A 25,396-nucleotide genomic window follows, 5' to 3' on the forward strand; every position below is an offset into this window, starting at 1 on the left:
GTGGGAGAACTTCGTAATGCAGATGTAAAACAATTAAATGCACTCGCTTTAGCTTATATGGGCGATGCAGTATTAGAAATAGCGATTCGTGAACATTTATTAAGAGTAGGTCGTGTAAAGCCAAAAGTTCTACATCGTGAGGCAACTCATTATGTATCAGCGAAAGCCCAATCCATGGTGATTCATCAAATGATAGATGAGGATTACTTTACTGAAGAAGAGATGGCTGTATTAAAACGTGGCCGTAATGCTAAATCTGGTTCTATACCTAAAAATACAGATGTTCAAACTTATAATTATAGCTCGGCTTTTGAAGCGGTTCTCGGCTATTTATATTTAACAGGGCAGCATGAACGCGTTGATGCAATTATCCAATATGCTATTCATGTAGTTGAAAATAAGAAAGAGGTGTCGAAATAATGACTGAACAAATAAAAGAAATAATTGCCGGAAAAAATCCAGTACTTGAGGCACTTCGATCTACAAGAGATATTAATAAAATTTGGATTGCAGAAGGCGTCAAAAAAAGTGGCATTAACGAATTACTTAATTTAGCAAAAGAGCGTGGCGTAATCGTACAATTTGTTCCTAAGAAAAAAGTGGACCAATTATCTTCTGAAAATCATCAAGGAATTGTTGCTTCTGTTGCTGCTTATAATTATGCAGAACTCGATGATCTTTTTAAATTAGCTGAAAAAAGAGGAGAAGATCCATTCTTTATCATTTTGGATGAATTAGAGGATCCACATAATCTTGGTTCAATTATGCGAACAGCTGATGCAGTAGGTGCACATGGTATTATTATTCCGAAACGTCGTTCAGTTAGCTTAACAGCTGTTGTTGCAAAAGCATCTACAGGAGCTATTGAATATATTCCGACAGTACGTGTTAATAACTTGTCACAAACAGTGGAAGAGTTAAAAGAACGTGGTGTTTGGATCGCTGGTACTGATGCGAAAGGTTCGGTAGATTATCGTAAAATGGATGCTACATTACCTTTGGCTGTTATTATTGGTAGTGAAGGCAAAGGTATGAGTCGCATCCTAAAAGAAAAATGTGATTTTCTTTATAATTTACCAATGGTAGGACATGTCACATCTCTAAATGCTTCCGTCGCAGCTTCTTTACTGATGTATGAAGTACTTCGTAAACGTCAAGAAATTTAAGGTGGCTGCTGATGAACATACTCTTAGTTGATGGCTATAACATTATTGGTGCATGGAAGGAACTACAAGCGTTAAAAGAACATAAGCTAATAGATGCGAGAGATCGACTGATAGAGTTAATGGCAGACTATCAAGCCTACTCGGGAATGCGCGTCATTGTCGTTTTTGACGCGTATCTCGTTCCTGGCATCGCTACAAAGATGACACAGCATAATGTTGAAGTTATTTATACCAGAGCAAAAGAAACTGCAGATGATCGTATTGAAAAGCTCACTGCTGAACTAACAACCAAGAGAAACAAAATTTACGTAGCCACATCAGATATGGCTGAACAAAGTGTAATATTTGGAAATGGTGCTCTTCGAAAATCTGCGCGTGAATTTGAAATTGAAATCCAAAATGTACGCACTCAAATTTCTCAAAAAGTTAAAAATATTCAAGTCCAAAAACCTAGCTCTAAAATTGAATTATCAGCAGATGTTTTAGAAAAATTCGAACAAATGCGTAGAGGAAATAAATTGAGTGATTGACTGATATTTTCCAATTCCGTTATACTATGTTTAAATAGGCTAGCGCAATTGGGGTGATACTTTGTTAACAAGTGATCATTTACACGTTAAGCATCAACAATTTGAGACTTTGACTGATGAGCAACTAGTAGAAGCGGCACGCGATGGCGATACAGAAGCATTGGATTTCCTAATTAGTAAGTATAAGCCGGTTGTACGCTTAAAAGTTAAATCTTATTTTTTAATTGGTGCTGATAAAGAGGATATTGTGCAAGAGGGTATGATCGGATTGTATAAAGCAATCCGGGATTTTAAAGATGATAAATTAGCTTCTTTCAAAGCTTTTGCTGAACTTTGTGTTAAGCGTCAAATTATTACGGCTATAAAAACGGCCACTAGACAGAAACATATACCACTTAACTCATATGTTTCACTAGATAAGCCAGTTTTTGAAGAAGAATCAACGAAAACGCTAATGGATATGCTTACAGGGGCGACAGTTGATGATCCTGAGAAATTAATCATTCATCGTGAAGAGTTTAACTATTTAGAAGAGAAAATTGGACAAGTCTTAAGTGATTTAGAGAGACAAGTTTTAACCCTCTATTTAGAAGGTTGCTCTTACCAAGAAATTTCTGCTAGATTAGATCGGCACGTTAAGTCGATTGATAATGCTTTACAACGTATTAAGCGAAAATTAGAACGGCATTTAGAAGTAGAATAGTAGTTTTATAGGGTTAAGAGGTAAGTTGACAGCTTTTCTAATAGATGATAGGCTTTTAAAAGGACAATTCCGTAAAGGTGATAGCATGACACAAAAAGTAGCATTAAGCTGTGAAAAATGCGGGGCTAGAAATTATCATGTACCCGCGGCTAAAGACAGTTCAAAGAGAATGGAACTTAAAAAATATTGTTCACATTGTAATGAGCATACATTACATAAACAGACTAGATAATACAATACGTTATGTATATATGATTATATTCGGAGGTTTGGTTGGATGGGTAAGTTAGGTGTGTTTTTCCGCGGTGTTCTATCAGAAATGAGAAAAACAAGTTGGCCAAAACGTAAAGAATTGACGAAATATACAATTATCGTCATTACAACTTTGCTGTTTATGGCTGCATTTTTCATGGTAATCGATTTAGGTGTTTCTAAATTATTGCGCTGGTACTTGGAGTTATGATTTAATAAAGTTAATATGTCTGAAATAGCCCGTGTGTTGTAACGGGTTTTTTCATTTTGCCTTTAGAAAAGGAGGGAAGGACGAGTAGTCCTATCTATTATGGAGAAAAAATGGTATGTCGTTCATACTTATTCAGGTTATGAAAACAAAGTAAAAGCAAACCTAGAAAAACGTGTTGAAACAATGGGTATGCAAGATAAAATCTTCCGCGTGATTATTCCAGAAGAGCAAGAAACTGAAGTAAAAGACGGTCGTAAAAAAACATATATGCGTAAAACTTTCCCAGGCTATGTATTAGTAGAATTAGTTATGACAGATGATGCTTGGTATGTTGTTCGTAATACACCAGGGGTGACTGGTTTCATCGGTTCTTCAGGTGGTGGGGTAAAACCAACACCATTACTTCCTGAAGAAGTAGAAGCAATTCTACAACAAATGGGCGAAAACGAAGCAACTGTTGACCTAGACTTCGGTGTAGGTGATTTAGTTGAAGTTCTTGAAGGACCTTTTGCTCATTTCCAAGGAATTGTAGAAGAAATTGTCGCTGATAAAGGCAAAGTAAATGTTAAAGTGGACATGTTCGGTCGTGAAACAAAAATGGAACTAGATTTTGATCAAGTTCTAAAAGTTTAAATACAAGGTACTTGCCTTGCATTTTAAAAAGTGTTATCATTTCATAGGTCATACTGTGAAAAATATATCACATGTTATGATATAGTAATTTTTAATGTTATCGGATTCAGCCGACAGACAGATATTGAGTGGGAGGGGAAACCCAATTACCACATCACGGACTTAAGGAGGTGTGTCTCGTGGCTAAAAAAGTTGTTAAAGTTGTAAAACTTCAAATCCCAGCTGGTAAAGCAAATCCAGCACCACCAGTAGGTCCTGCATTGGGTCAAGCAGGTGTTAACATCATGGGATTCTGTAAAGAATTCAACGCTCGTACTGCGGACCAAGCAGGTTTGATTATTCCAGTTGAGATTTCTGTATTTGAAGATCGTTCATTCACTTTCATTACAAAAACTCCACCGGCAGCAGTTCTACTTAAAGTAGCAGCTGGTATCAAATCAGGTTCAGGTGAACCAAATCGTAAAAAAGTAGCTACAGTGAAACGTGATAAAGTACGCGAAATCGCTGAAACTAAAATGCCTGACTTAAATGCAGCATCAGTAGAAGCTGCTATGTCAATGGTAGAAGGTACTGCACGTAGCATGGGTATTGTGATCGAAGACTAATCCCATTACTTGATAAAGTATTGTTTTTGGAGGTTGCGATTGTTTCTTATAGTCATATTTGAAACTCGCAGCCTTTATTCGTGGGAGGTTTAACCCGTTACAACCACAATCAAGGAGGAAATATATAATGGCTAAAAAAGGTAAAAAAATGCAAGATGCAGCTAAATTAGTTGACCGTAACCAACTATACACAGTAGCTGAAGCAGCTGAACTTGCTAAAAAAACAAGCACTGTTAACTTTGACGCAACAGTTGAAGTAGCATTTAACTTAAACATCGATACTCGTAAAAACGACCAACAAATCCGTGGAGCAGTAGTACTTCCAAACGGTACTGGTAAAACTCAACGCGTTTTAGTTTTCGCTAAAGGTGAAAAAATTAAAGAAGCTGAAGCAGCTGGCGCTGATTACGTGGGCGATGCAGAATATATCCAAAAAATCCAACAAGGTTGGTTTGACTTCGATGTAATCGTTGCAACTCCAGATATGATGGGTGAAGTTGGTAAACTTGGTCGTGTATTAGGACCTAAAGGTTTAATGCCAAACCCTAAAACTGGTACAGTTACTTTCGACGTAACAAAAGCAGTTAATGAAATCAAAGCTGGTAAAGTTGAATACCGTGCAGATAAAGCTGGTATCATTCACGCACCAGTTGGTAAAGTTTCATTCGAAGCTGATAAACTAGCTGAAAACTTATCTACATTAATTGACGTAATCCTTAAAGCAAAACCTGCTGCATCAAAAGGTGCTTACGTAAAATCTTTACACGTAACTACTACAATGGGACCATCAATTAAAGTTGACCCACTATCAGCTACAGAAGCAAAATAATTTTTGATTGACAGAGTATACATCGTTTGTTATGATGAATACTGTTGTGAATATCCATTTGTACCGTAGACCGTAGGGGCGAATTATTTTCGCTTAATGTCCTACCGAGGGCAAAGGAACTCAGACTCTTACTTAAGATGATGAAATTCCGCCTCTTGTCTACTATTGGCAAGAGGCTTTTCTTTTGTCGGTATAAATGACCCATTCTAATAGGAGGTGTCAAGATGAACAAAGCAGTTGAAGCTAAACAAGCTGTTGTTCAAGAAATCGCTGACAAGTTTAAAAGTGCAGCATCAGTAGTAGTAGTTGACTACCGTGGTCTTACAGTATCTCAAGTTACTGAACTACGTAAACAATTACGTGAAGCTGGTGTAGAATTTAAAGTATACAAAAATACTTTAGTTCGTCGTGCTACTGTTGAAACTGGTTATGAAGAACTTAACGAAGTTCTTACAGGTCCAAATGCAATTGCATTTTCAAGTGAAGATGTTGTTGCTCCTGCACGTATCATCAACAACTTTGCGAAAGAAAACGAACAATTAGAAATTAAAGCTGGTCTTATCGAAGGCGCTTATGCAAGCGTTGAAGAAGTTAAAGCATTGGCAGAACTTCCATCTCGCGAAGGTTTACTATCTATGCTATTATCTGTACTTCAAGCTCCAATGCGCAACCTAGCTCTTGTAACAAAAGCTGTTGCAGAACAAAAAGAAGAACAAGGCGCTTAATAGCTGCTTAATCTTCTAGGCAACTATTGCCAAAACAAAAAAACTTACATTCCGTATAGGAGGAAAATATAATGAACAATGAGCAAATCTTAGAAGCTGTTAAAAATATGACAGTTCTTGAATTAAACGATTTAGTAAAAGCAATCGAAGAAGAATTCGGTGTTACTGCTGCTGCTCCTGTAGCAGTTGCTGGTGGCGCTGCTGCAGCTGCAGAAGAAAAAACTGAATTTGATGTAGTTTTAGCTTCTGCTGGTGATTCAAAAATTAAAGTAATCAAAGTGGTTCGTGAAATCACTGGTTTAGGTCTTAAAGAAGCTAAAGAAGTAGTTGATAACGCTCCTAAAGCTCTTAAAGAAGGCGTTGCTAAAGAAGAAGCTGAAGAAATCAAAGCTAAACTTGAAGAAGTTGGCGCATCTGTAGAAGTTAAATAATTTCTACTTGTTGATTGTGAAAAGCTCGTCAATTTTGGCGGGCTTTTTCTTTACCTTTAGATGATGGAGGGCATTATTCTTGTCAGAACATTATTATTCAAAAAAGCCTCAAGTAGAGAGTAAACCACGTAGATGGAATTTTACACTTCGGGGATTTTCTTTTGTTTTTGAAACAGATGCAGGGGTTTTTAGTAAAAGCGAAGTAGATTTTGGTTCCCGTGTATTAATTGATAGTTTTGAGATGCCAACTGTTGAAGGGTGTATTTTAGATGTAGGTTGTGGATATGGACCAATTGGATTGTCAATTGCAAAAAGTTATCCAAATCATATAATTCACATGATGGATGTCAATGAGCGAGCGGTTAATCTAGCAAAGAAAAATGCTGAATTGAACGGGGTTCAAAATGTACAGATCTATGAGAGTGATGCACTTTCATCTGTTCAAGAAGAACAAGTCGCTGTTGTTTTGACAAATCCTCCGATTCGCGCAGGAAAAAACACTATTTTTAGATTTTATGATGAAGCATATGAAAAACTAGTGGATTTAGGTGAACTGTGGATTGTCATTCAAAAAAAACAAGGTGCACCATCTACTGTAGAACATTTGGAATTAAAATTTTCAAAAGTGGAAATAGTAGAGAAGAAAAAAGGTTATTGGATTATCAAAGCAGTAAAATAAATTTGTCAAAACTTATAGATTGACTTGACAAAAACGCTGTGATAATATAATAAAATGCAAAAATATTAATTTGAGGGCGTTTGCCTATTGATTGAAAATGAAATAGCAAGAGCTTTCGAATTTAACTTTGGTTAATCGAAAATGAGCTCAAAATGAACTCGTTTTCTTTTTGTCTTTCGTAATCATACAACATTTATATGGTTTCTGAAAGACCTATTATCGCTTTATTGAGGGGTGAATGAGTTGACAGGTCAACTAGTTCAGTACGGACAACACCGCCAGCGTAGAAGCTTTGCGCGTATTAAAGAGGTGCTGGAACTTCCGAATCTTATTGAGATTCAAACCGCATCTAACGAATGGTTTCTTGAAGAAGGTTTACGTGAAATGTTCCGTGACATTTCACCAATTGAAGACTTCACAGGGAATCTATCACTAGAATTCGTCGACTACAGTCTCGGAGAACCGAAATATGATGTCGATGAATGCAAACAACGTGACGTGACTTATGCAGCACCATTACGTGTAAAAGTACGTCTTCTTAACAAAGAAACAGAAGAAGTGAAGGAACAAGAAGTATTCATGGGGGATTTCCCGCTCATGACAGAAACTGGTACTTTCATTATCAACGGCGCGGAACGCGTTATTGTTTCACAATTAGTAAGATCACCAAGTGTATACTATCACGATAAAACAGATAAAAACGGTAAAAAAGGTTTTGGTGCTACAGTTATTCCAAACCGTGGTGCTTGGCTTGAATACGAAACAGACGCTAAAGATGTTGTCTATGTTCGTATCGACCGTACTCGTAAATTGCCAATTACAGTACTTTTACGTGCGCTTGGCTTTGCATCCGATCAAGAAATCATCGAATTAATCGGTGATAACGAATTTTTACGTAACACATTGGAAAAAGATAATACAGATAGTACAGAAAAAGCACTATTAGAAATTTATGAACGTCTACGCCCTGGTGAACCACCAACAGTAGAAAGTGCAAAAAATCTATTGTATTCTCGTTTCTTTGATCCAAAACGTTATGATTTAGCAAACGTTGGTCGTTACAAAATGAACAAAAAGCTTCATATCAAAAACCGCCTATTCAACCAAACAATTGCTGAAACTTTAGCAGATCCTGAAACAGGCGAAATTTTGGTCGAAGCTGGTACATTAATCGACCGTCGTGTACTAGATCGTTTAATCCCATATTTAGAAAACGGTGTTGGCTTTAAAACGATTTCTAAAGTTGGAGGAGTTCTTGAAGGAGATATTCAAATTCAAGAAATTAAAATCTATGCACCAAATGATGAATCACAAAAAGAAATCAAAGTAATCAGTAATGCTTATATCGATGAAGAAGTGAAACATATCACTCCTGCTGATGTAGTATCATCTGTTTCTTATTTCTTTAACTTATTATATGGTGTGGGCGACACAGACGATATCGACCACTTAGGTAACCGTCGTCTACGTTCTGTAGGTGAACTATTACAAAACCAATTCCGTATCGGGTTATCTCGTATGGAACGTGTCGTACGTGAACGTATGTCTATTAACGACACAGCGTCTATTGTTCCACAACAATTGATCAATATTCGTCCAGTAATTGCAGCTATTAAAGAATTCTTTGGTAGTTCTCAATTATCACAATTCATGGACCAAACAAACCCATTAGCTGAATTGACTCACAAACGTCGTCTATCAGCTCTAGGACCTGGTGGTTTAACACGTGAACGTGCTGGCTTTGAAGTACGTGATGTTCACTATTCTCACTATGGTCGTATGTGTCCGATTGAAACACCAGAAGGTCCAAACATTGGTTTGATCAACTCACTTTCAAGTTATGCAAAAGTGAACAAATTTGGTTTCATCGAAACACCATATCGTCGTGTTGATCCTGAAACTGGTTGCTTAACAGATCATATCGATTATTTAACTGCTGACGAAGAAGATAACTACGTTGTTGCTCAAGCAAATTCACCATTAAATCCAGATGGCTCTTTTGCTGAGGAAGAAGTTGTAGGACGTTTCCGTGGTGATAACTCAGTATTCAAACGTGAAACTGTTGACTACATGGACGTATCTCCAAAACAAGTAGTATCTGCAGCAACAGCATGTATTCCATTCTTAGAAAACGATGACTCAAACCGTGCTCTTATGGGTGCCAACATGCAACGACAAGCAGTTCCATTGTTAAATCCGGAAGCTCCATTCGTTGGTACAGGTATGGAACATGTAGATGCACGTGACTCAGGTGCGGCAGTAGTTGCAAAATATGCAGGTATTGTTGAACATGTTGAAGCACGTTCAATTCATGTACGCCGTATCGAAGTAATCGATGGAAAAGAAGTTAAAGGCGATTTAACAAAATATAAATTACAAAAATTTGTACGTTCTAACCAAGGTACAAGTTACAACCAACGTCCATTAGTGAAAGTTGGCGAACGTGTTAAACCACGTGATATTCTTGCAGATGGTCCTTCAATGGAACGCGGTGAGTTAGCACTTGGTCGAAACGTAGTCGTAGCATTCATGACTTGGAATGGTTATAACTATGAAGATGCTGTAATCATGAACGAACGTCTTGTTAAAAATGACGTTTATACTTCTGTTCATATCGAAGAATATGAATCAGAAGCACGTGATACTAAACTCGGACCTGAAGAAATCACTCGTGATATTCCTAACGTCGGAGAAGAAGCATTACGTAACCTAGATGAACGTGGTATTATCCGCATTGGTGCTGAAGTGCATGATGGTGACATTTTAGTCGGTAAAGTAACTCCTAAAGGGGTAACTGAATTGACTGCAGAAGAACGCCTATTACACGCAATCTTCGGTGAAAAAGCTCGTGAAGTTCGTGATACTTCATTACGTGTTCCTCACGGTGCAGGCGGTATCGTACTAGATGTCAAAGTCTTCAATCGTGAAGATGGAGATGAATTATCACCAGGTGTTAACCAAATGGTTCGCGTCTATATTGTTCAAAAACGTAAAATTCGCGTTGGGGACAAAATGGCCGGACGTCATGGTAACAAAGGGGTAATCTCTCGTATCTTACCTGAAGAAGATATGCCATTCTTGCCAGACGGTACTCCAGTAGATATCATGTTAAACCCATTAGGTGTACCATCTCGTATGAACATCGGACAAGTATTAGAGTTGCACCTAGGTATGGCCGCTCGTTACTTAGGCGTTCATATGGCAACACCGGTATTCGATGGTGCTACTGATGAAGACGTATGGAAAACAATGGAAGAAGCCGGCATGAATCGTGACGGTAAAACAATCCTTTATGATGGACGTACTGGTGAACCTTTCGATAACCGTGTATCAGTTGGTGTTATGTATATGATCAAACTTGCTCACATGGTTGATGATAAACTTCACGCTCGTTCAACAGGTCCTTACTCATTAGTTACGCAACAACCTCTTGGTGGTAAAGCACAATTTGGTGGACAACGTTTTGGTGAAATGGAAGTTTGGGCTCTTGAAGCATATGGTTCTGCTTATACACTTCAAGAAATCTTAACAGTTAAATCAGATGACGTTGTAGGTCGTGTTAAAACTTACGAAGCAATCGTAAAAGGTGAAAGTGTTCCAGAACCAGGCGTTCCTGAATCTTTCAAAGTATTAATTAAAGAACTTCAATCTTTAGGTTTAGATGTGAAAATGCTAACAATCGATGATGAAGAAATAGAATTACGTGATAGTGAAGATGATGATGATCTTCAACCAAACGATTCATTTAACATTACTTCAAACAACGAAGAAGAAGCATCAGTAGGGTCACCTGAGTAATTCAATTACAGTACTGGGATGTTGGACAGGACCATTTATGGGCTTGTCCTCCTTCCCGTTTTATAAATAAATCAATCGTCGAGCTAAGAAAAGTCATTAAAGACTTCAGAATAAAGGGAGGTAGGCTCCTTGATAGACGTTAATAATTTTGAGTACATGAAAATAGGTTTAGCTTCACCTGATAAAATTCGCTCATGGTCTTATGGAGAAGTCAAGAAACCAGAAACTATTAACTATCGTACACTTAAACCAGAAAAAGACGGTTTGTTCTGTGAACGTATTTTCGGACCTACAAAGGACTGGGAATGTCACTGTGGTAAATACAAACGCGTACGTTATAAAGGCGTAGTTTGTGACCGTTGTGGTGTAGAAGTAACACGTGCAAAAGTACGTCGTGAACGTATGGGGCACATTGAATTAGCTGCTCCAGTTTCACATATTTGGTACTTTAAAGGTATCCCAAGTCGTATGGGTCTTATTTTGGATATGTCACCTCGTGCACTTGAAGAAGTTATTTACTTTGCTTCTTATGTAGTAATCGATCCAGCTGACACTCCACTTGAGAAAAAACAATTGCTTACTGAAAAAGAATACCGTGCATATCGCGAAAAATACGGCAAAACTTTTGATGCAGCAATGGGTGCAGAAGCCATTAAACAACTACTTCAAGAAATTGATCTTGATAAAGAATCAGAAGCTCTTAAAGAAGAACTTAAAACTGCACAAGGCCAACGCCGTACACGTGCTATTAAACGATTAGAAGTTGTTGAATCATTCCACCACTCAGGCAACCGTCCTGAATGGATGATCTTAGATGTACTACCTGTAATTCCTCCAGAATTACGTCCAATGGTACAACTAGATGGTGGTCGTTTCGCAACATCTGATTTAAACGATTTATATCGCCGTGTTATTAACCGTAATAACCGTTTAAAACGTCTTCTTGATCTTGGTGCTCCTGGAATCATCGTTCAAAACGAAAAACGTATGCTTCAAGAAGCGGTAGATGCTTTAATCGATAATGGTCGTCGTGGCCGTCCAGTTACTGGTCCTGGTAACCGCCCATTAAAATCTCTTTCTCATATGTTAAAAGGTAAACAAGGTCGTTTCCGTCAAAACTTACTTGGTAAACGTGTTGACTACTCTGGTCGTTCTGTTATCGTAGTAGGTCCATACTTAAAAATGTACCAATGTGGTCTTCCAAAAGGTATGGCAATCGAATTGTTTAAACCTTTTGTTATGAAAGAACTTGTTGAACGCGGTTTAGCACATAATATTAAATCTGCAAAACGTAAAATTGAACGTATGCACCCAGAAGTATGGGATGTCCTAGAAGATATCATCAAAGAACATCCAGTATTACTTAACCGTGCACCGACTCTTCACAGACTAGGTATCCAAGCGTTCGAACCAACTCTAGTTGAAGGGAAAGCAATTCGTCTTCACCCATTAGTATGTACAGCATATAACGCTGACTTCGATGGTGACCAAATGGCGGTTCACGTTCCACTATCAGCAGAAGCACAAGCAGAAGCACGTTTGTTAATGCTTGCAGCACAAAACATCTTGAATCCTAAAGATGGTAAACCAGTTGTAACACCTTCTCAAGATATGGTATTAGGTAACTACTACTTAACACTAGAACGTCAAGGTGCTGTCGGCGAAGGTACAATCTTCTACGGACCAGATGAATTGAATGTCGCTTATCAAAACCATGAAGTACATTTGCATACTCGTATTGCAATCAAAGCTTCATCTTTGCATAACAAAACATTCACAGAAGAACAAAATAATATGTTGTTGATTACAACTGTAGGTAAAGTTATTTTCAACGAAATTCTTGATGATGCTTTCCCATACATCAATGAACCAACAACTTCAAACTTACAAGATGGAACACCGGCTAAATACTTTGTTCCTACAACAACTAATGTTAAAGAACATTTAAAAACGCAAGAACTTATTAAACCATTCACGAAAAAATACCTTGGTAAGATTATTGCTGAAGTATTTGCTCGTTATCACATTACTGAAACATCTAAAATGCTTGACCGTCTTAAAGACCTTGGTTTCAAATTCTCTACTAAAGCTGGTATTTCAATCGGTATCTCAGATATCATCGTATTACCAGGTAAACAAGAAATTTTACACCAAGCTCAAGAACAAGTAGATAAAGTAATGAAACAATTCCGTCGTGGTTTAATAACTGAAGAAGAACGTTACGATCGAGTAATTTCATTCTGGAGTGCTGCAAAAGATGAAATCCAATCTAAATTGATGGACTCACTTCCAGCAGATAACCCAATCTTCATGATGAGTGACTCTGGTGCCCGTGGTAACGCATCTAACTTCACTCAACTTGCTGGTATGCGTGGTCTGATGGCCAACCCAGCTGGTCGTATTATTGAACTTCCAATCAAATCTTCATTCCGTGAAGGTTTAACAGTATTGGAATACTTCATCTCAACTCATGGTGCTCGTAAAGGTCTTGCCGATACAGCACTTAAAACAGCCGATTCAGGTTACCTTACTCGTCGTCTAGTAGACGTTGCACAAGATGTAATTGTCCGTGAAGATGATTGTGGTACTGACCGTGGTTTAGCTATTACTTCTTTAAAAGAAGGAACAGAAATTATTGAAACATTAGAAGAACGTGTTACAGGACGTTATGCTAAGAAAACAATCCGTCACCCAGAAACAAACGAAGTACTTGTAGCTAAAGATGAATTGATCACACCAGAATTAGCTCGTCAAATTGCCGAAGCTGGTATTGAAGAAGTGACAATTCGATCTGCATATACATGTAATACAAAACATGGTGTATGTAAAAAATGTTATGGTATGAACTTAGCAACTGGTGACAAAGTTGAAGTGGGTGAAGCAGTTGGTATCATCGCTGCTCAATCTATTGGTGAACCAGGTACACAATTAACAATGCGTACATTCCACCAAGGTGGTGTAGCAGGTGCCGATATCACACAAGGTCTTCCACGTATCCAAGAAATTTTTGAAGCACGTAACCCTAAAGGTCAAGCAGTTATTACTGAAATCGCTGGGGTTGTAACTGATATTGAAGAAGTTCGCGAAGGACAAAAAGAAATTACAGTTACAGGAGCAGTAGAAGCACGTAAATACTTAGCTCCATACAATGCGCGATTAAAAGTACAAGTTAACGATCAAGTGAAACATGGTCAAATTCTTACAGAAGGTTCTATCGATCCTAAAGAATTGTTGAAAGTGACAGATGTTTCTACTGTAGAAGAATATCTACTAAAAGAAGTTCAAAAAGTATACCGTATGCAAGGGGTAGAAATTGGAGATAAACACGTTGAAGTAATGGTTCGTCAAATGCTTCGTAAAGTACGTGTTATTGAAGCTGGGGAAACTGAATTACTTCCAGGTACATTACTAGACATTCACCAATTCTCTGAAGCGAATGCAGAAGCTGTACATGAAGGTAAAATTCCTGCAACATGTCGCCCAGTTATCCTAGGTATTACAAAAGCTTCTCTTGAAACAGAATCATTCTTATCTGCTGCATCATTCCAAGAAACAACTCGTGTCTTAACTGATGCTGCTATTAAAGGTAAACGAGATGAATTACTTGGTCTTAAAGAAAATGTTATCTTAGGTAAACTTGTTCCAGCTGGTACAGGTATGCAACGCTATCGTCAAATTGAAATTGCCGAAAGCGAAGAAAAAACTGAGGAAACACTTGCTGCTGAGTAATTTTTAAAGAAATCCAAGGAGAAGATATAATCTTCTCCTTGAGATTTTTATTTAATTCATTGACAATATTGTCGATGGATGATACTATATGTAAGGTTGATAGTTGATTGTCTATCATTTCGGAGGATATGAAAATGTCTTATGAAAAAGTCAAACAGGCTAAAAAAACAATCGTTGGCATTAAACAAACAGTTAAAGCATTACAAACTGGTCATGTTACTGAAGTTTTCGTTGCTCTAGATGCAGACGTTCGAATGACCAAGCGCGCGGTGCTATTAGCACAAAATAAAGGTATTCCCGTTGTATTAGTAGACTCGAAAAGAGAACTTGGTAGAGCCTGCAAAATTCAAGTAGGCGCTGCAGTTTGTGCGATTACTGAATGGTAGTTTTTGCGATGATCACGCAAAGACTTTGTTTTTTGTCTTAAAATGAACCACCTGGATGTGTGGATTTAACAAACATTATGAAGGGAGGAAAAATCGATGCCTACAATTAACCAATTAGTACGTAAGCCTCGTCAATCCAAAAGTAAAAAATCAAAATCACCAGCATTGAACAAAAGCTATAACAGCTTTGCAAAATCATTGACTGATGTTAACTCACCACAAAAACGTGGTGTTTGTACACGTGTTGGTACAATGACTCCAAAAAAACCAAACTCAGCGTTACGTAAATACGCTCGTGTACGTTTAACTAACCAAATCGAGGTTAATGCTTACATTCCTGGTGAAGGCCATAACCTACAAGAACACAGTGTTGTTCTTATTCGTGGCGGTCGTGTAAAGGATTTACCAGGGGTACGTTATCACGTTGTACGTGGTGCATTAGATACTGCTGCTGTAAACGGTCGTATGCAATCTCGTTCTCTATATGGTGCTAAAAAACCAAAAGAAAAAAAATAATGTAAATTAGCTTTTTGCTGAAAGGAGGAAAACAAATGCCTCGTAAAGGTCCTGTTTCCAAACGTGACGTGTTACCAGATCCAATTTATAATTCAAAACTAGTAACTCGCTTAATCAATAAAATGATGGTAGATGGTAAAAAAGGTACTTCAGAAAAAATCTTATACGGAGCTTTCGAATTAGTAAAAGAACGCTCAGGTAAAGATCCTCTAGAAGTATTCGATGCTGCATTAAACAATGTAATGCCTGTTCTTGAAGTTCGTGCTCGCCGTGTAGGTGGTGCTAACTATCAAGTACCAGTAGAAGTACGCCCTGATCGTCGTACAACTCTTGGTCTTCGTTACCTAGTAAACTACTCTCGCCTTCGTGGTGAAAAAACAATGGAAGAACGTCTAGCTAACGAAATTCTAGATGCTTCTAACAACACTGGTGCATCAGTTAAAAAACGCGAAGATATGCACAAAATGGCAGAAGCGAACAAAGCATTCGCTCACTACCGTTGGTAATCGCGATTTAATCTTAATCCATTATGGAAGGAGAAATACAGCATGACTAGAGAGTTCTCCCTTGAGAATACTCGTAATATCGGAATCATGGCTCACATTGATGCTGGTAAAACAACAACAACTGAGCGTATCCTTTATTACACTGGTAAGATTCACAAAATCGGTGAAACTCATGAAGGTGCTTCTCAAATGGACTGGATGGAGCAAGAACAAGAACGTGGTATCACTATCACTTCTGCTGCTACAACAGCTCAATGGAAAGGTCACCGAGTTAACATCATCGACACACCAGGACACGTAGACTTCACAGTTGAAGTTGAACGTTCTCTTCGTGTACTTGATGGTGCTGTGACTGTACTTGATGCACAATCAGGTGTAGAACCACAAACTGAAACTGTATGGCGTCAAGCTACAACTTACGGCGTACCTCGTATCGTATTCATCAATAAAATGGATAAAATCGGTGCTGACTTCTTATATTCTGTAAAAACTTTACACGAACGTTTAGAAGCTAACGCTCACCCAATCCAATTACCAATCGGTGCTGAAGATGAATTCCATGCAATCATTGACCTTGTAGAAATGAACGCTACATTCTACAAAGAAGGCGATGACGGTTCAAACGCTGAAGTTAAAGAAATTCCAGAAGAATACAAAGCACAAGCAGAAGAATATCACGAAAAATTAATCGAAGCTGTAGCTGAATTAGATGAAGATCTAATGGAAAAATACTTCGCTGGTGAAGAAATCACTAAAGAAGAATTAAAAGCTGCAATTCGTAAAGCAACTTTAAACGTTGAATTCTACCCTGTAACTTGTGGTACTGCATTCAAAAACAAAGGTGTTCAATTAATGCTAGATGCAGTAATTGATTACCTACCAGCTCCAACAGACGTTGCTTCTATTAAAGGTACATCTGTTGATGGCGAAGAAGAAATCGTGCGTCATTCATCTGATGAAGAACCATTCTCTGCACTAGCATTCAAAGTTATGACTGACCCTTATGTTGGTAAATTAACTTTCTTCCGTGTATACTCTGGTGTTCTTGAATCAGGTTCATACGTACAAAACTCTACAAAAGGGAAACGTGAACGTGTAGGTCGTATCCTACAAATGCACGCTAACTCTCGTTCAGAAATCCAAGAAGTATATGCTGGGGACATTGCAGCTGCTGTAGGTCTTAAAGCAACTACTACTGGTGATACTCTATGTGATGAAAATAACTTAGTTATTCTTGAATCAATGGAATTCCCTGAACCAGTTATTTCACTTTCTGTAGAACCTAAATCTAAAGCAGACCAAGATAAAATGGGTCAAGCTTTACAAAAACTACAAGAAGAAGACCCAACATTCCGTGCTCACACTGACACAGAAACAGGCCAAACAATTATCTCTGGTATGGGTGAACTTCACTTAGATATCATCGTTGATCGTATGAAACGTGAGTTCCACGTTGAAGCTAACGTAGGTGCTCCTCAAGTATCTTACCGTGAAACTTTCCGTACTGGTGCTCAAGTTGAAGGTAAATTCGTACGTCAATCAGGTGGTCGTGGTCAATACGGTCACGTTTGGATCGAATTCGAACCAAACGAAGAAGGTAAAGGCTTCGAATTTGAAAATGCTATCGTCGGTGGTGTAGTACCTCGTGAATACATTCCAGCAGTAGAAGCAGGTCTTAAAGACTCTCTACAAAATGGTGTACTTGCAGGCTTCCCATTAATCGATATTAAAGCAAAATTATTCGATGGTTCTTACCATGATGTCGATTCAAATGAAATGGCATTCAAAGTTGCTGCTTCAATGGCACTTAAAAACGCAGTTTCTAAATGTAATCCAGTTCTATTAGAACCAATTATGAAAGTAGAAGTTGTAATGCCAGAAGAATATCTTGGTGATATTATGGGTAACATTACTTCTCGCCGTGGTCGCGTAGAAGGTATGGAAGCTCGCGGTAACGCTCAAGTTGTTCGTGCAATGGTTCCACTTGCTGAAATGTTTGGTTATGCAACAACTTTACGTTCAGCTACACAAGGTCGCGGTACATTCTCAATGGTATTTGACCATTATGAAGAAGTTCCAAAATCTATTAGTGAAGAAATCATTAAACAAAACAAAGGTGAATAATATTAAATTTTTTAATTGAAATTTACCTAACTATCAAGTATAAATAACATGTAAGCTATGACATCTTCAGGAAGTAGGGCCCTGCTTCTTAAAGGTGCATAACTATAAACTAAAACTTAAAACGCTGAGGAGGCAATTTTAAAATGGCTAAAGAAAAATTCGACCGTTCTAAAACACATGCTAACATTGGTACAATCGGACACGTTGACCATGGTAAAACAACTTTAACAGCTGCAATCGCTACTGTTCTTTCTAAAAAACAAGGCGGAGAAGCTAAATCATACGCTGATATCGATAACGCTCCAGAAGAAAAAGAACGCGGTATCACTATCAACACTTCTCACATCGAATATGAAACTGACACTCGTCACTACGCTCACGTTGACTGCCCAGGACACGCTGACTATGTTAAAAACATGATCACTGGTGCTGCACAAATGGACGGCGCTATCCTTGTAGTATCTGCTGCTGATGGCCCAATGCCACAAACTCGTGAACACATCCTATTATCTAAAAACGTTGGTGTACCTTACATCGTAGTATTCTTAAACAAATGCGATATGGTAGACGACGAAGAATTACTTGAATTAGTAGAAATGGAAGTACGTGACTTACTATCTGAATACGACTTCCCTGGCGACGATGTTCCTGTAATCAAAGGTTCTGCTCTTAAAGCTCTTGAAGGTGAAGCAGAATGGGAAGAAAAAATCGTTGAATTAATGGACGCTGTAGACTCTTACATCCCAACTCCAGAACGTCAAACTGACAAACCATTCATGATGCCAGTCGAAGACGTATTCTCTATCACTGGTCGTGGTACAGTTGCAACTGGTCGTGTAGAACGCGGTCAATTAAAAGTTGGTGACGTTGTTGATATCGTAGGTATCGCTGAAGAAACTAAACAAACAACTGTAACTGGTGTTGAAATGTTCCGTAAATTATTAGACTATGCTGAAGCAGGCGATAACATCGGTGCTTTACTACGTGGTGTTGCTCGTGAAGATATCCAACGTGGACAAGTATTAGCTAAACCAGGTACAATCACTCCACATACTAAATTTACTGCTGAAGTTTATGTATTATCAAAAGAAGAAGGTGGCCGTCATACTCCATTCTTCTCTAACTACCGCCCACAATTCTATTTCCGTACAACTGATGTAACTGGTGTAATCACTTTACCAGAAGGTACTGAAATGGTAATGCCTGGCGATAACACTAAAATGAACATCGAATTGATCCACCCAATCGCTATCGAAGACGGTACTCGTTTCTCAATCCGTGAAGGTGGCCGTACAGTAGGTTCAGGTGTAGTATCAAGCATCGAAAAATAATTATTGATAATAATTTAATTATCAATTTTCTAAAAGCCATTCCGAGTGCACACGGGATGGCTTTTTTGCGTAAAAAAAGTTTTATAACGCTATAAGAAACTTAATTGGATAAAAGAATTCCTTTAATTAACAAGAAAATAAAAGACCAAATTGATTGTCAAAAACGAAAAAATCTAATATACTGTAGAACGTTGAAAAGAGAAGCTTTAATAAGAGCAAAGAAAATAACCAACATTATAAAGTATTTAGTGAAATTACTTGCTAAATCTATAGATTGCATGTATAATAATTACTGTTGGTCTTTGACTGCGATGAAGCGGGAGGTTGCCGGCACACCCGGCCGCATTGCCATGGCGAGCGTGCGGGAAATTTCCGTGGAGAATGTCTAGGAAATAGGCGAAAGGGAGGGAAAATAATGGCAAAGCAAAAAATTCGTATTCGTTTAAAAGCATATGATCACAAGATCCTTGATCAATCCGCTGAAAAAATTGTGGAAACTGCTAAACGTTCAGGTGCAAGTGTATCAGGTCCGATACCACTACCAACTGAAAAATCTGTTTACACTATTCTTCGTGCGGTTCATAAGTACAAAGATTCTCGTGAACAATTTGAAATGCGCACACATAAACGTCTAATTGATATCGTTAACCCAACACCACAAACTGTTGATGCGTTAATGAAATTAGATTTACCATCAGGCGTTGATATCGAAATCAAACTATAATGGTAAAGTAAAATAAAATTATAAAATCCACAGGAGGTGTGACGAATGACCAAAGGAATCTTAGGTAGAAAAATCGGTATGACGCAAGTTTTTGCTGAGAATGGTGATTTGATCCCTGTAACTGTTGTTGAAGCTGCTCCAAACGTAGTACTTCAAAAGAAAACAGTTGAAACAGACGGCTACGAAGCTATCCAAATCGGTTTCGACGATAAACGTGAAAAACTTTCAAACAAACCTGAAAAAGGACATGTAGCAAAAGCAAACACTACTCCTAAGCGCTTCATCCGCGAAATTCGCGATGTAAACTTAGCTGAGTACGAAATTGGTCAAGAAGTCAAAGTTGAAATTTTCGCAGAAGGCGATGTAGTAGATGTAACAGGTGTTACTAAAGGTAAAGGTTTCCAAGGTGTTATCAAACGCCACGGACAATCTCGTGGTCCTATGGCCCACGGTTCTCGTTACCACCGTCGTCCTGGTTCAATGGGTCCAGTTGCTCCGAACCGCGTATTTAAACAAAAAAAATTACCTGGTCAAATGGGTGGCAATACAGTAACAATTCAAAACTTAACTGTTGTTAAAGTTGATGCTGAACGTAACTTGCTTCTTATTAAAGGTAATGTTCCTGGTTCTCGTAAAGCATTAGTAACAGTTAAATCTGCTACTAAAGCTAACTAATTATCCGAAGAAAGGAGGAAACAGGAATGACAAAAGTTAACGTGCTTAGTCAAACAGGTTCTTCTGTAGGTGAAATCGAATTAAACGATGCGATCTTCGGAATTGAACCAAATCAATCAGTATTATTTGACGCTGTAATCGCTCAACGCGCTTCATTACGTCAAGGTACACATAAAGTTAAAAATCGTTCAGAAGTTGCTGGTGGTGGTCGTAAACCATGGCGTCAAAAAGGTACAGGTCGTGCTCGTCAAGGTTCTATCCGTTCTCCACAATGGCGTGGCGGTGGTACTGTATTCGGTCCTACACCTCGTAGCTACAGCTACAAACTTCCTAAAAAAGTTCGTCGCCTAGCTCTTAAATCAGCATTATCTTCTAAAGTTGCTGAAACAAACTTCGTAGTTTTAGATGCTCTTAAATTAGATGCACCAAAAACAAAAGATTTCGTAAAAGTTCTTACTGATCTTTCTATTGAATCTAAATCATTATTTGTAACTGCTGACCTTGATGAAAACGTAGCATTATCTGCTCGTAACATCCCAGGTGTAACAGTTTTAACTGCTGCTGGAATCAACGTACTTGATCTTGTAGGTCATGATAAAGTTGTATTCACTCAAGCTGCTGTACAAAAAGTTGAGGAGGTGCTTGGTTAATGGAAGCACGTGAAATCTTAAAACGTCCTGTCATTACTGAGCGTTCCTCAGAACAAATGGCAGAAAACAAATATACTTTTGAAGTTGACACTCGTGCCAACAAAACAGAAGTAAAAGACGCTGTTGAAGAAATCTTTGGCGTGAAAGTTGAAAAAGTCAACATCATGAACTACAAAGGTAAATTCAAACGTGTCGGTAAATTCGGTGGTTACACTAACAAACGTCGTAAAGCTATTGTAAAATTAGCTGAAGGCGAAATCGAACTATTCGAAATGTAATGATCGTTCAACTTGAACAATAAAGAAGGAGGGAACACAAATGGCGATTAAAAAGTATAAGCCTACCTCAAATGGTCGTCGTAATATGACATCATCTGACTTTGCTGAGATTACTACTAACAAACCTGAAAAATCATTGTTAGAATCTACAAAACGCAAAGCTGGTCGTAATAACCAAGGTAAAATCACTGTTCGTCATAATGGTGGTGGCCACAAACGTCAATACCGTGTCATCGATTTCAAACGTTTGAAAGATGGCGTTGAAGGACGCGTAGCTACTATCGAGTATGATCCAAACCGATCTGCTAACATCGCATTAATTAACTATGCTGATGGTGAAAAACGTTACATCCTAGCACCAAAAGGTCTAGAAGTTGGAATGACAATTGTATCTGGTCCAGAAGTTGATATTAAAGTAGGTAACGCCCTACCATTATCAAACATCCCAATGGGTACAACAATTCACAACATTGAAATGAAACCTGGTAAAGGTGGCCAACTAGTTCGTTCTGCTGGTACATCTGCTCAAGTATTAGGTAAAGAAGATAAATACGTAATCGTTCGTCTTCAATCTGGCGAAGTTCGTATGATCTTAGGTACATGCCGCGCTACTATTGGTGAAGTTGGTAATGAACAACACGAACTTATCCACCTTGGTAAAGCTGGTCGTACTCGCTGGTTAGGTAAACGCCCAACTGTTCGTGGTTCTGTAATGAACCCTAACGATCACCCACATGGTGGTGGTGAAGGTAAAGCTCCTGTAGGACGTAAATCACCAATGACTCCTTGGGGTAAACCAGCACTTGGTTACAAAACTCGTAACAAGAAAAACAAATCCGACAAACTTATCATTCGTCGTCGTAAAAAATAATGTGATTAGACTACGGTTCAATGAAAGAGCCGTGGTGGAATCACGGAGGGAGGTTCCAAAATGGGTCGTAGCTTGAAAAAAGGACCTTTTGTTGATGAACACTTAATGAAAAAAGTGGAAGCTCAACAAGATTCAGAAAAAAAACAAGTGATCAAAACTTGGTCTCGCCGCTCTACAATCTTCCCGAATTTCATCGGTCTAACAATCGCTGTATATGATGGACGTAAACACGTGCCTGTATACGTGACTGAAGATATGGTAGGTCATAAACTAGGCGAATTTGCACCAACTCGTACTTTCAAAGGTCATGGTGCAGATGATAAGAAAACTTCAGTACGCTAATTTGAGGGGAGGTAAATCCTGATGCAACAAGCTAAAGCTATTGCTCGCACAGTTCGAATTGCTCCTCGTAAAGTCCGCTTAGTAGTTGATTTAATCCGAGGCAAGCAAGTTGGCGAAGCAGTTGCGATTTTACGCCATACTCCAAGAGCAGCATCTCCTGTAGTAGAAAAAGTGCTAAAATCTGCAGTCGCTAACGCTGAACACAATTATGATTTAGACGTTAACAACTTAGTAATTTCAGAAGTATTCGTTGACGAAGGTCCAACGATGAAACGTTTCCGTCCACGTGCTCAAGGACGTGCAAGCGCAATTAACAAACGTACAAGCCACATTACAATCGTGGTATCTGAGAAGAAGGAGGGATAATACGTGGGACAAAAAGTACATCCAATAGGATTACGTGTCGGTGTCATTCGTGATTGGGAATCTAGATGGTATGCAGAAAAAGACTATGCTACATTACTTCACGAAGACATTAAAGTTCGTAAATTCATCGAAACTAGTTTAAAAGAAGCATCGGTTTCTAAAGTTGAAATCGAACGTGCTGCAAACAAAATTAACATTACAATTAGCACAGCGAAACCAGGTATGGTTATCGGTAAAGGCGGTACAGAAGTAGAAACACTTCGTAAAAACCTTAACGCTATGACTGGCAAACGCGTACACATCAACATTGTTGAAATCAAACGCGCTGATCTTGACGCTAAATTAGTAGCTGAAAACATTGCTCGTCAATTAGAAAACCGTGTATCATTCCGTCGTGCACAAAAACAAGCAATTCAACGTACAATTCGTGCAGGTGCTCAAGGTATTAAAACTCAAGTATCTGGTCGTCTAGGTGGCGCTGATATCGCTCGTGCTGAACACTACAGCGAAGGAACTGTTCCACTTCATACTCTTCGTGCTGACATTGATTATGCTCATGCAGAAGCTGACACTACTTATGGTAAATTAGGTGTTAAAGTATGGATTTATCGTGGTGAAGTCCTTCCAGTTAAGAAGAACTCTGAGGAAGGAGGCAAATAATATGTTATTGCCAAAACGCGTTAAATATCGTCGTGTACATCGTGGTAAAATGCGTGGTACATCAAAAGGCGGCACTAAAGTATCATTTGGTGAATTTGGTTTACAAGCTCTAGATGCTAGTTGGATCACTAACCGTCAAATCGAAGCTGCTCGTATTGCTATGACTCGTTATACAAAACGTGGCGGTAAAGTTTGGATTAATATCTTCCCACACAAACCATACACTAAAAAGCCTCTTGAAGTACGTATGGGTTCAGGGAAAGGTGCTCCTGAAGGTTGGGTAGCCGTAGTAAAACCAGGTAGAATTATGTTTGAAATCGGCGGCGTTACTGAAGAAGTAGCTCGCGAAGCACTTCGTTTAGCAGCTCATAAATTGCCTGTTAAATGTAAGATTGTTAAACGTGAAGAAATTGGTGGTGAATCTAATGAAAGCTAATGAAATCCGTGAACTTACAACTGCAGAAATCGAAGTAAAAGTAAAATCACTGAAAGAAGAGCTTTTCAACCTTCGCTTCCAATTGGCGACTGGTCAATTAGAAAACACAGCTCGCATTCGTGAAGTACGCAAAGCGATTGCGCGAATGAAAACTGTGATTCGCGAAAGAGAAATCAGTGCAAATAACTGATAAAGAGGAGGTTTGCAAGCATGACTGAGCGTAACCAACGCAAAGTTTACACAGGCCGCGTAGTTTCTGACAAAATGGATAAAACAGTTTCTGTTTTAGTTGAAACTTACAAAAAGCATACGCTTTATGGTAAACGTGTAAAATACTCTAAAAAGTTCAAAGCGCATGATGAAAACAACGTAGCTAAAGTTGGAGATATCGTACGCATCATGGAAACTCGTCCGCTATCAGCTACTAAACGCTTCCGTTTAGTTGAAGTTGTAGAAAAAGCGGTTATTATCTAATATAATTCGGAATAAACAGTCCGAAGGGAGGTAACCTAAGTGATTCAACAAGAAAGTCGTTTGAAAGTTGCCGACAACTCAGGTGCGAAAGAAGTACTAACTATTAAAGTACTTGGTGGTTCTGGACGTAAAACAGCTAACATCGGTGATGTTATTGTTTGTACAGTTAAGAAAGCAACACCAGGTGGCGTTGTCAAGAAAGGCGAAGTAGTTAAAGCTGTTATCGTTCGTACGAAAAGCGGTGTTCGTCGTAAAGACGGTACTTACATCAAATTTGATGAAAACGCATGTGTAATCATTCGTGATGATAAATCACCACGCGGAACACGTATTTTCGGACCAGTTGCACGTGAATTACGTGACAATAGCTTTATGAAAATCGTTTCATTAGCTCCGGAAGTTCTTTAATTACATGAAAGTGCCAATCAAGGAGGTGCGACAGAATGCATGTTAAAAAAGGCGACAAAGTAATGGTTATTACAGGTAAAGATAAAGGCAAAACAGGAGTGATCCTAGCTGCTTTTCCTAAAAAAGATCGCGTTTTAGTTGAAGGTGTTAACATCGTTAAAAAACACGTGAAACCTAACCAACTTAATCCACAAGGTGGAATTGTCAGCCAAGAGGCAGCAATTCACGTTTCGAACGTAATGCTAATTGATCCTAAATCTGGCGAGCCGACTCGCGTAGGTTATAAAGAAGAAAACGGCAAAAAAGTTCGTGTAGCAAAAAAATCAGGTGCAGTAATCGATAAATAAGTTTAAAAGAG

The 25,396-nt window shown here is 38.5% G+C and carries 32 protein-coding genes and 1 other annotated feature; all 32 genes read left to right on the top strand.

The features are described 5' to 3' along the window. Positions 1–420 carry a Mini-ribonuclease 3 gene (locus tag Q0977_RS06655; RefSeq protein WP_119415316.1) on the top strand — a complete coding sequence of 140 codons (420 nt, stop codon included), beginning with the start codon at positions 1–3 and terminating at the stop codon, positions 418–420. After that, positions 420–1,166, top strand: coding sequence for a 23S rRNA (guanosine(2251)-2'-O)-methyltransferase RlmB (gene rlmB / locus Q0977_RS06660; RefSeq protein ID WP_119415315.1), 747 nt, complete (start codon positions 420–422; stop codon positions 1,164–1,166). The genes Q0977_RS06655 and rlmB overlap by 1 nt, the downstream gene beginning before the upstream one ends. 11 nt (positions 1,167–1,177) lie before the next feature. Next, on the top strand, positions 1,178–1,696 hold the full coding sequence (locus Q0977_RS06665; protein WP_119415314.1) for an NYN domain-containing protein: 519 nt from the start codon (positions 1,178–1,180) through the stop codon (positions 1,694–1,696). 61 nt (positions 1,697–1,757) lie between these two features. Next, positions 1,758–2,399: an RNA polymerase sporulation sigma factor SigH gene (gene sigH, locus Q0977_RS06670; RefSeq protein ID WP_119415313.1), complete on the top strand. Its 642-nt coding sequence runs from the start codon at positions 1,758–1,760 to the stop codon at positions 2,397–2,399. 85 nt (positions 2,400–2,484) lie between these two features. Continuing rightward, complete coding sequence (rpmG, locus tag Q0977_RS06675) at positions 2,485–2,631, top strand: 50S ribosomal protein L33 (RefSeq protein ID WP_119415340.1); 147 nt, start codon at positions 2,485–2,487, stop codon at positions 2,629–2,631. A 45-nt stretch (positions 2,632–2,676) separates the two neighbouring features. Beyond that, positions 2,677–2,862 (top strand): preprotein translocase subunit SecE, encoded by a 186-nt coding sequence (secE, locus tag Q0977_RS06680; RefSeq protein ID WP_119415312.1) that lies wholly within the window; start codon positions 2,677–2,679, stop codon positions 2,860–2,862. A gap of 99 nt (positions 2,863–2,961) precedes the next feature. Next, positions 2,962–3,495 carry a transcription termination/antitermination protein NusG gene (nusG, locus tag Q0977_RS06685; RefSeq protein ID WP_119415311.1) on the top strand — a complete coding sequence of 178 codons (534 nt, stop codon included), beginning with the start codon at positions 2,962–2,964 and terminating at the stop codon, positions 3,493–3,495. A 179-nt stretch (positions 3,496–3,674) separates the two neighbouring features. Then, positions 3,675–4,100 (top strand): 50S ribosomal protein L11, encoded by a 426-nt coding sequence (gene rplK / locus Q0977_RS06690; RefSeq protein WP_146013888.1) that lies wholly within the window; start codon positions 3,675–3,677, stop codon positions 4,098–4,100. A gap of 127 nt (positions 4,101–4,227) precedes the next feature. Then, on the top strand, positions 4,228–4,929 hold the full coding sequence (rplA, locus tag Q0977_RS06695; protein ID WP_119415310.1) for a 50S ribosomal protein L1: 702 nt from the start codon (positions 4,228–4,230) through the stop codon (positions 4,927–4,929). 45 nt (positions 4,930–4,974) lie between these two features. Then, positions 4,975–5,121, top strand: a sequence feature (ribosomal protein L10 leader region). A 32-nt stretch (positions 5,122–5,153) separates the two neighbouring features. Then, a complete protein-coding gene (gene rplJ, locus Q0977_RS06700; protein WP_119415309.1) occupies positions 5,154–5,654 on the top strand; it encodes a 50S ribosomal protein L10 in 501 nt (166 codons plus the stop codon). A gap of 71 nt (positions 5,655–5,725) precedes the next feature. After that, positions 5,726–6,085, top strand: coding sequence for a 50S ribosomal protein L7/L12 (gene rplL, locus Q0977_RS06705; RefSeq protein ID WP_119415308.1), 360 nt, complete (start codon positions 5,726–5,728; stop codon positions 6,083–6,085). A 79-nt stretch (positions 6,086–6,164) separates the two neighbouring features. Then, a complete protein-coding gene (locus Q0977_RS06710) occupies positions 6,165–6,764 on the top strand; it encodes a class I SAM-dependent methyltransferase (RefSeq protein WP_119415307.1) in 600 nt (199 codons plus the stop codon). Positions 6,765–6,998: 234 nt separating this feature from the next. Next, entirely contained in the window at positions 6,999–10,562 is a 3,564-nt protein-coding gene (gene rpoB / locus Q0977_RS06715; RefSeq protein ID WP_199670688.1) for a DNA-directed RNA polymerase subunit beta, read from the top strand. 129 nt (positions 10,563–10,691) lie between these two features. Then, positions 10,692–14,291 carry a DNA-directed RNA polymerase subunit beta' gene (gene rpoC / locus Q0977_RS06720; RefSeq protein ID WP_299511741.1) on the top strand — a complete coding sequence of 1,200 codons (3,600 nt, stop codon included), beginning with the start codon at positions 10,692–10,694 and terminating at the stop codon, positions 14,289–14,291. Between the two features lie 134 nt (positions 14,292–14,425). Continuing rightward, positions 14,426–14,677, top strand: a complete 252-nt coding sequence (locus Q0977_RS06725) for a 50S ribosomal protein L7ae-like protein (protein ID WP_124217381.1) — start codon at positions 14,426–14,428, stop codon at positions 14,675–14,677. 96 nt (positions 14,678–14,773) lie between these two features. After that, entirely contained in the window at positions 14,774–15,193 is a 420-nt protein-coding gene (gene rpsL / locus Q0977_RS06730) for a 30S ribosomal protein S12 (protein WP_102693539.1), read from the top strand. Positions 15,194–15,228: 35 nt separating this feature from the next. Next, positions 15,229–15,699, top strand: coding sequence for a 30S ribosomal protein S7 (rpsG, locus tag Q0977_RS06735; RefSeq protein ID WP_119415303.1), 471 nt, complete (start codon positions 15,229–15,231; stop codon positions 15,697–15,699). Positions 15,700–15,741: 42 nt separating this feature from the next. Further along, complete coding sequence (fusA, locus tag Q0977_RS06740; protein ID WP_119415302.1) at positions 15,742–17,823, top strand: elongation factor G; 2,082 nt, start codon at positions 15,742–15,744, stop codon at positions 17,821–17,823. A gap of 143 nt (positions 17,824–17,966) precedes the next feature. Next, entirely contained in the window at positions 17,967–19,154 is a 1,188-nt protein-coding gene (gene tuf / locus Q0977_RS06745; protein ID WP_119415301.1) for an elongation factor Tu, read from the top strand. A 415-nt stretch (positions 19,155–19,569) separates the two neighbouring features. After that, positions 19,570–19,878: a 30S ribosomal protein S10 gene (gene rpsJ, locus Q0977_RS06750; RefSeq protein ID WP_119415300.1), complete on the top strand. Its 309-nt coding sequence runs from the start codon at positions 19,570–19,572 to the stop codon at positions 19,876–19,878. Between the two features lie 45 nt (positions 19,879–19,923). Further along, positions 19,924–20,553 (top strand): 50S ribosomal protein L3, encoded by a 630-nt coding sequence (rplC, locus tag Q0977_RS06755; RefSeq protein WP_124217379.1) that lies wholly within the window; start codon positions 19,924–19,926, stop codon positions 20,551–20,553. A 26-nt stretch (positions 20,554–20,579) separates the two neighbouring features. Then, the gene (rplD, locus tag Q0977_RS06760) at positions 20,580–21,203 is read left to right on the top strand and encodes a 50S ribosomal protein L4 (protein WP_299511763.1); all 624 of its coding nucleotides are present in this window, start codon (positions 20,580–20,582) and stop codon (positions 21,201–21,203) included. Continuing rightward, a complete protein-coding gene (rplW, locus tag Q0977_RS06765; protein ID WP_299511766.1) occupies positions 21,203–21,481 on the top strand; it encodes a 50S ribosomal protein L23 in 279 nt (92 codons plus the stop codon). Before rplD ends, rplW begins: the two co-directional genes overlap by 1 nt. 40 nt (positions 21,482–21,521) lie before the next feature. After that, complete coding sequence (gene rplB, locus Q0977_RS06770) at positions 21,522–22,352, top strand: 50S ribosomal protein L2 (protein WP_299511769.1); 831 nt, start codon at positions 21,522–21,524, stop codon at positions 22,350–22,352. A 60-nt stretch (positions 22,353–22,412) separates the two neighbouring features. Then, positions 22,413–22,694, top strand: coding sequence for a 30S ribosomal protein S19 (gene rpsS, locus Q0977_RS06775; protein ID WP_102693547.1), 282 nt, complete (start codon positions 22,413–22,415; stop codon positions 22,692–22,694). 21 nt (positions 22,695–22,715) lie between these two features. After that, positions 22,716–23,060 (top strand): 50S ribosomal protein L22, encoded by a 345-nt coding sequence (gene rplV, locus Q0977_RS06780; RefSeq protein WP_124217378.1) that lies wholly within the window; start codon positions 22,716–22,718, stop codon positions 23,058–23,060. 3 nt (positions 23,061–23,063) lie between these two features. Then, the gene (gene rpsC / locus Q0977_RS06785; protein ID WP_119415295.1) at positions 23,064–23,720 is read left to right on the top strand and encodes a 30S ribosomal protein S3; all 657 of its coding nucleotides are present in this window, start codon (positions 23,064–23,066) and stop codon (positions 23,718–23,720) included. A gap of 1 nt (position 23,721) precedes the next feature. Beyond that, positions 23,722–24,156, top strand: a complete 435-nt coding sequence (gene rplP / locus Q0977_RS06790; RefSeq protein ID WP_124217377.1) for a 50S ribosomal protein L16 — start codon at positions 23,722–23,724, stop codon at positions 24,154–24,156. Then, positions 24,146–24,346: a 50S ribosomal protein L29 gene (gene rpmC / locus Q0977_RS06795; protein WP_066790908.1), complete on the top strand. Its 201-nt coding sequence runs from the start codon at positions 24,146–24,148 to the stop codon at positions 24,344–24,346. Before rplP ends, rpmC begins: the two co-directional genes overlap by 11 nt. Positions 24,347–24,366: 20 nt before the next feature. Next, positions 24,367–24,630: a 30S ribosomal protein S17 gene (gene rpsQ, locus Q0977_RS06800; RefSeq protein ID WP_119415293.1), complete on the top strand. Its 264-nt coding sequence runs from the start codon at positions 24,367–24,369 to the stop codon at positions 24,628–24,630. Positions 24,631–24,669: 39 nt separating this feature from the next. After that, positions 24,670–25,038: a 50S ribosomal protein L14 gene (rplN, locus tag Q0977_RS06805; RefSeq protein WP_066790904.1), complete on the top strand. Its 369-nt coding sequence runs from the start codon at positions 24,670–24,672 to the stop codon at positions 25,036–25,038. Positions 25,039–25,073: 35 nt separating this feature from the next. Beyond that, on the top strand, positions 25,074–25,385 hold the full coding sequence (gene rplX, locus Q0977_RS06810; RefSeq protein WP_102693554.1) for a 50S ribosomal protein L24: 312 nt from the start codon (positions 25,074–25,076) through the stop codon (positions 25,383–25,385). The last annotated feature ends 11 nt before the right edge of the window (positions 25,386–25,396 follow it).

This window comes from uncultured Rummeliibacillus sp. (genome assembly GCF_934216135.1).
Lineage (GTDB): Bacteria > Bacillota > Bacilli > Bacillales_A > Planococcaceae > Rummeliibacillus.

Coding starts and splice junctions, on each gene's coding strand:
- rlmB (WP_119415315.1), top strand. CDS start 420: ATGACTGAACAAATAAAAGAAATAATTGCCGGAAAAAATCCAGTACTT.
- Q0977_RS06665 (WP_119415314.1), top strand. CDS start 1,178: ATGAACATACTCTTAGTTGATGGCTATAACATTATTGGTGCATGGAAG.
- rpmG (WP_119415340.1), top strand. CDS start 2,485: ATGACACAAAAAGTAGCATTAAGCTGTGAAAAATGCGGGGCTAGAAAT.
- secE (WP_119415312.1), top strand. CDS start 2,677: ATGGGTAAGTTAGGTGTGTTTTTCCGCGGTGTTCTATCAGAAATGAGA.
- nusG (WP_119415311.1), top strand. CDS start 2,962: ATGGAGAAAAAATGGTATGTCGTTCATACTTATTCAGGTTATGAAAAC.
- rplA (WP_119415310.1), top strand. CDS start 4,228: ATGGCTAAAAAAGGTAAAAAAATGCAAGATGCAGCTAAATTAGTTGAC.
- rplJ (WP_119415309.1), top strand. CDS start 5,154: ATGAACAAAGCAGTTGAAGCTAAACAAGCTGTTGTTCAAGAAATCGCT.
- rplL (WP_119415308.1), top strand. CDS start 5,726: ATGAACAATGAGCAAATCTTAGAAGCTGTTAAAAATATGACAGTTCTT.
- Q0977_RS06725 (WP_124217381.1), top strand. CDS start 14,426: ATGTCTTATGAAAAAGTCAAACAGGCTAAAAAAACAATCGTTGGCATT.
- rpsL (WP_102693539.1), top strand. CDS start 14,774: ATGCCTACAATTAACCAATTAGTACGTAAGCCTCGTCAATCCAAAAGT.
- rpsG (WP_119415303.1), top strand. CDS start 15,229: ATGCCTCGTAAAGGTCCTGTTTCCAAACGTGACGTGTTACCAGATCCA.
- fusA (WP_119415302.1), top strand. CDS start 15,742: ATGACTAGAGAGTTCTCCCTTGAGAATACTCGTAATATCGGAATCATG.
- tuf (WP_119415301.1), top strand. CDS start 17,967: ATGGCTAAAGAAAAATTCGACCGTTCTAAAACACATGCTAACATTGGT.
- rpsJ (WP_119415300.1), top strand. CDS start 19,570: ATGGCAAAGCAAAAAATTCGTATTCGTTTAAAAGCATATGATCACAAG.
- rplC (WP_124217379.1), top strand. CDS start 19,924: ATGACCAAAGGAATCTTAGGTAGAAAAATCGGTATGACGCAAGTTTTT.
- rplD (WP_299511763.1), top strand. CDS start 20,580: ATGACAAAAGTTAACGTGCTTAGTCAAACAGGTTCTTCTGTAGGTGAA.
- rplW (WP_299511766.1), top strand. CDS start 21,203: ATGGAAGCACGTGAAATCTTAAAACGTCCTGTCATTACTGAGCGTTCC.
- rplB (WP_299511769.1), top strand. CDS start 21,522: ATGGCGATTAAAAAGTATAAGCCTACCTCAAATGGTCGTCGTAATATG.
- rpsS (WP_102693547.1), top strand. CDS start 22,413: ATGGGTCGTAGCTTGAAAAAAGGACCTTTTGTTGATGAACACTTAATG.
- rplV (WP_124217378.1), top strand. CDS start 22,716: ATGCAACAAGCTAAAGCTATTGCTCGCACAGTTCGAATTGCTCCTCGT.
- rplP (WP_124217377.1), top strand. CDS start 23,722: ATGTTATTGCCAAAACGCGTTAAATATCGTCGTGTACATCGTGGTAAA.
- rpmC (WP_066790908.1), top strand. CDS start 24,146: ATGAAAGCTAATGAAATCCGTGAACTTACAACTGCAGAAATCGAAGTA.
- rpsQ (WP_119415293.1), top strand. CDS start 24,367: ATGACTGAGCGTAACCAACGCAAAGTTTACACAGGCCGCGTAGTTTCT.
- rplX (WP_102693554.1), top strand. CDS start 25,074: ATGCATGTTAAAAAAGGCGACAAAGTAATGGTTATTACAGGTAAAGAT.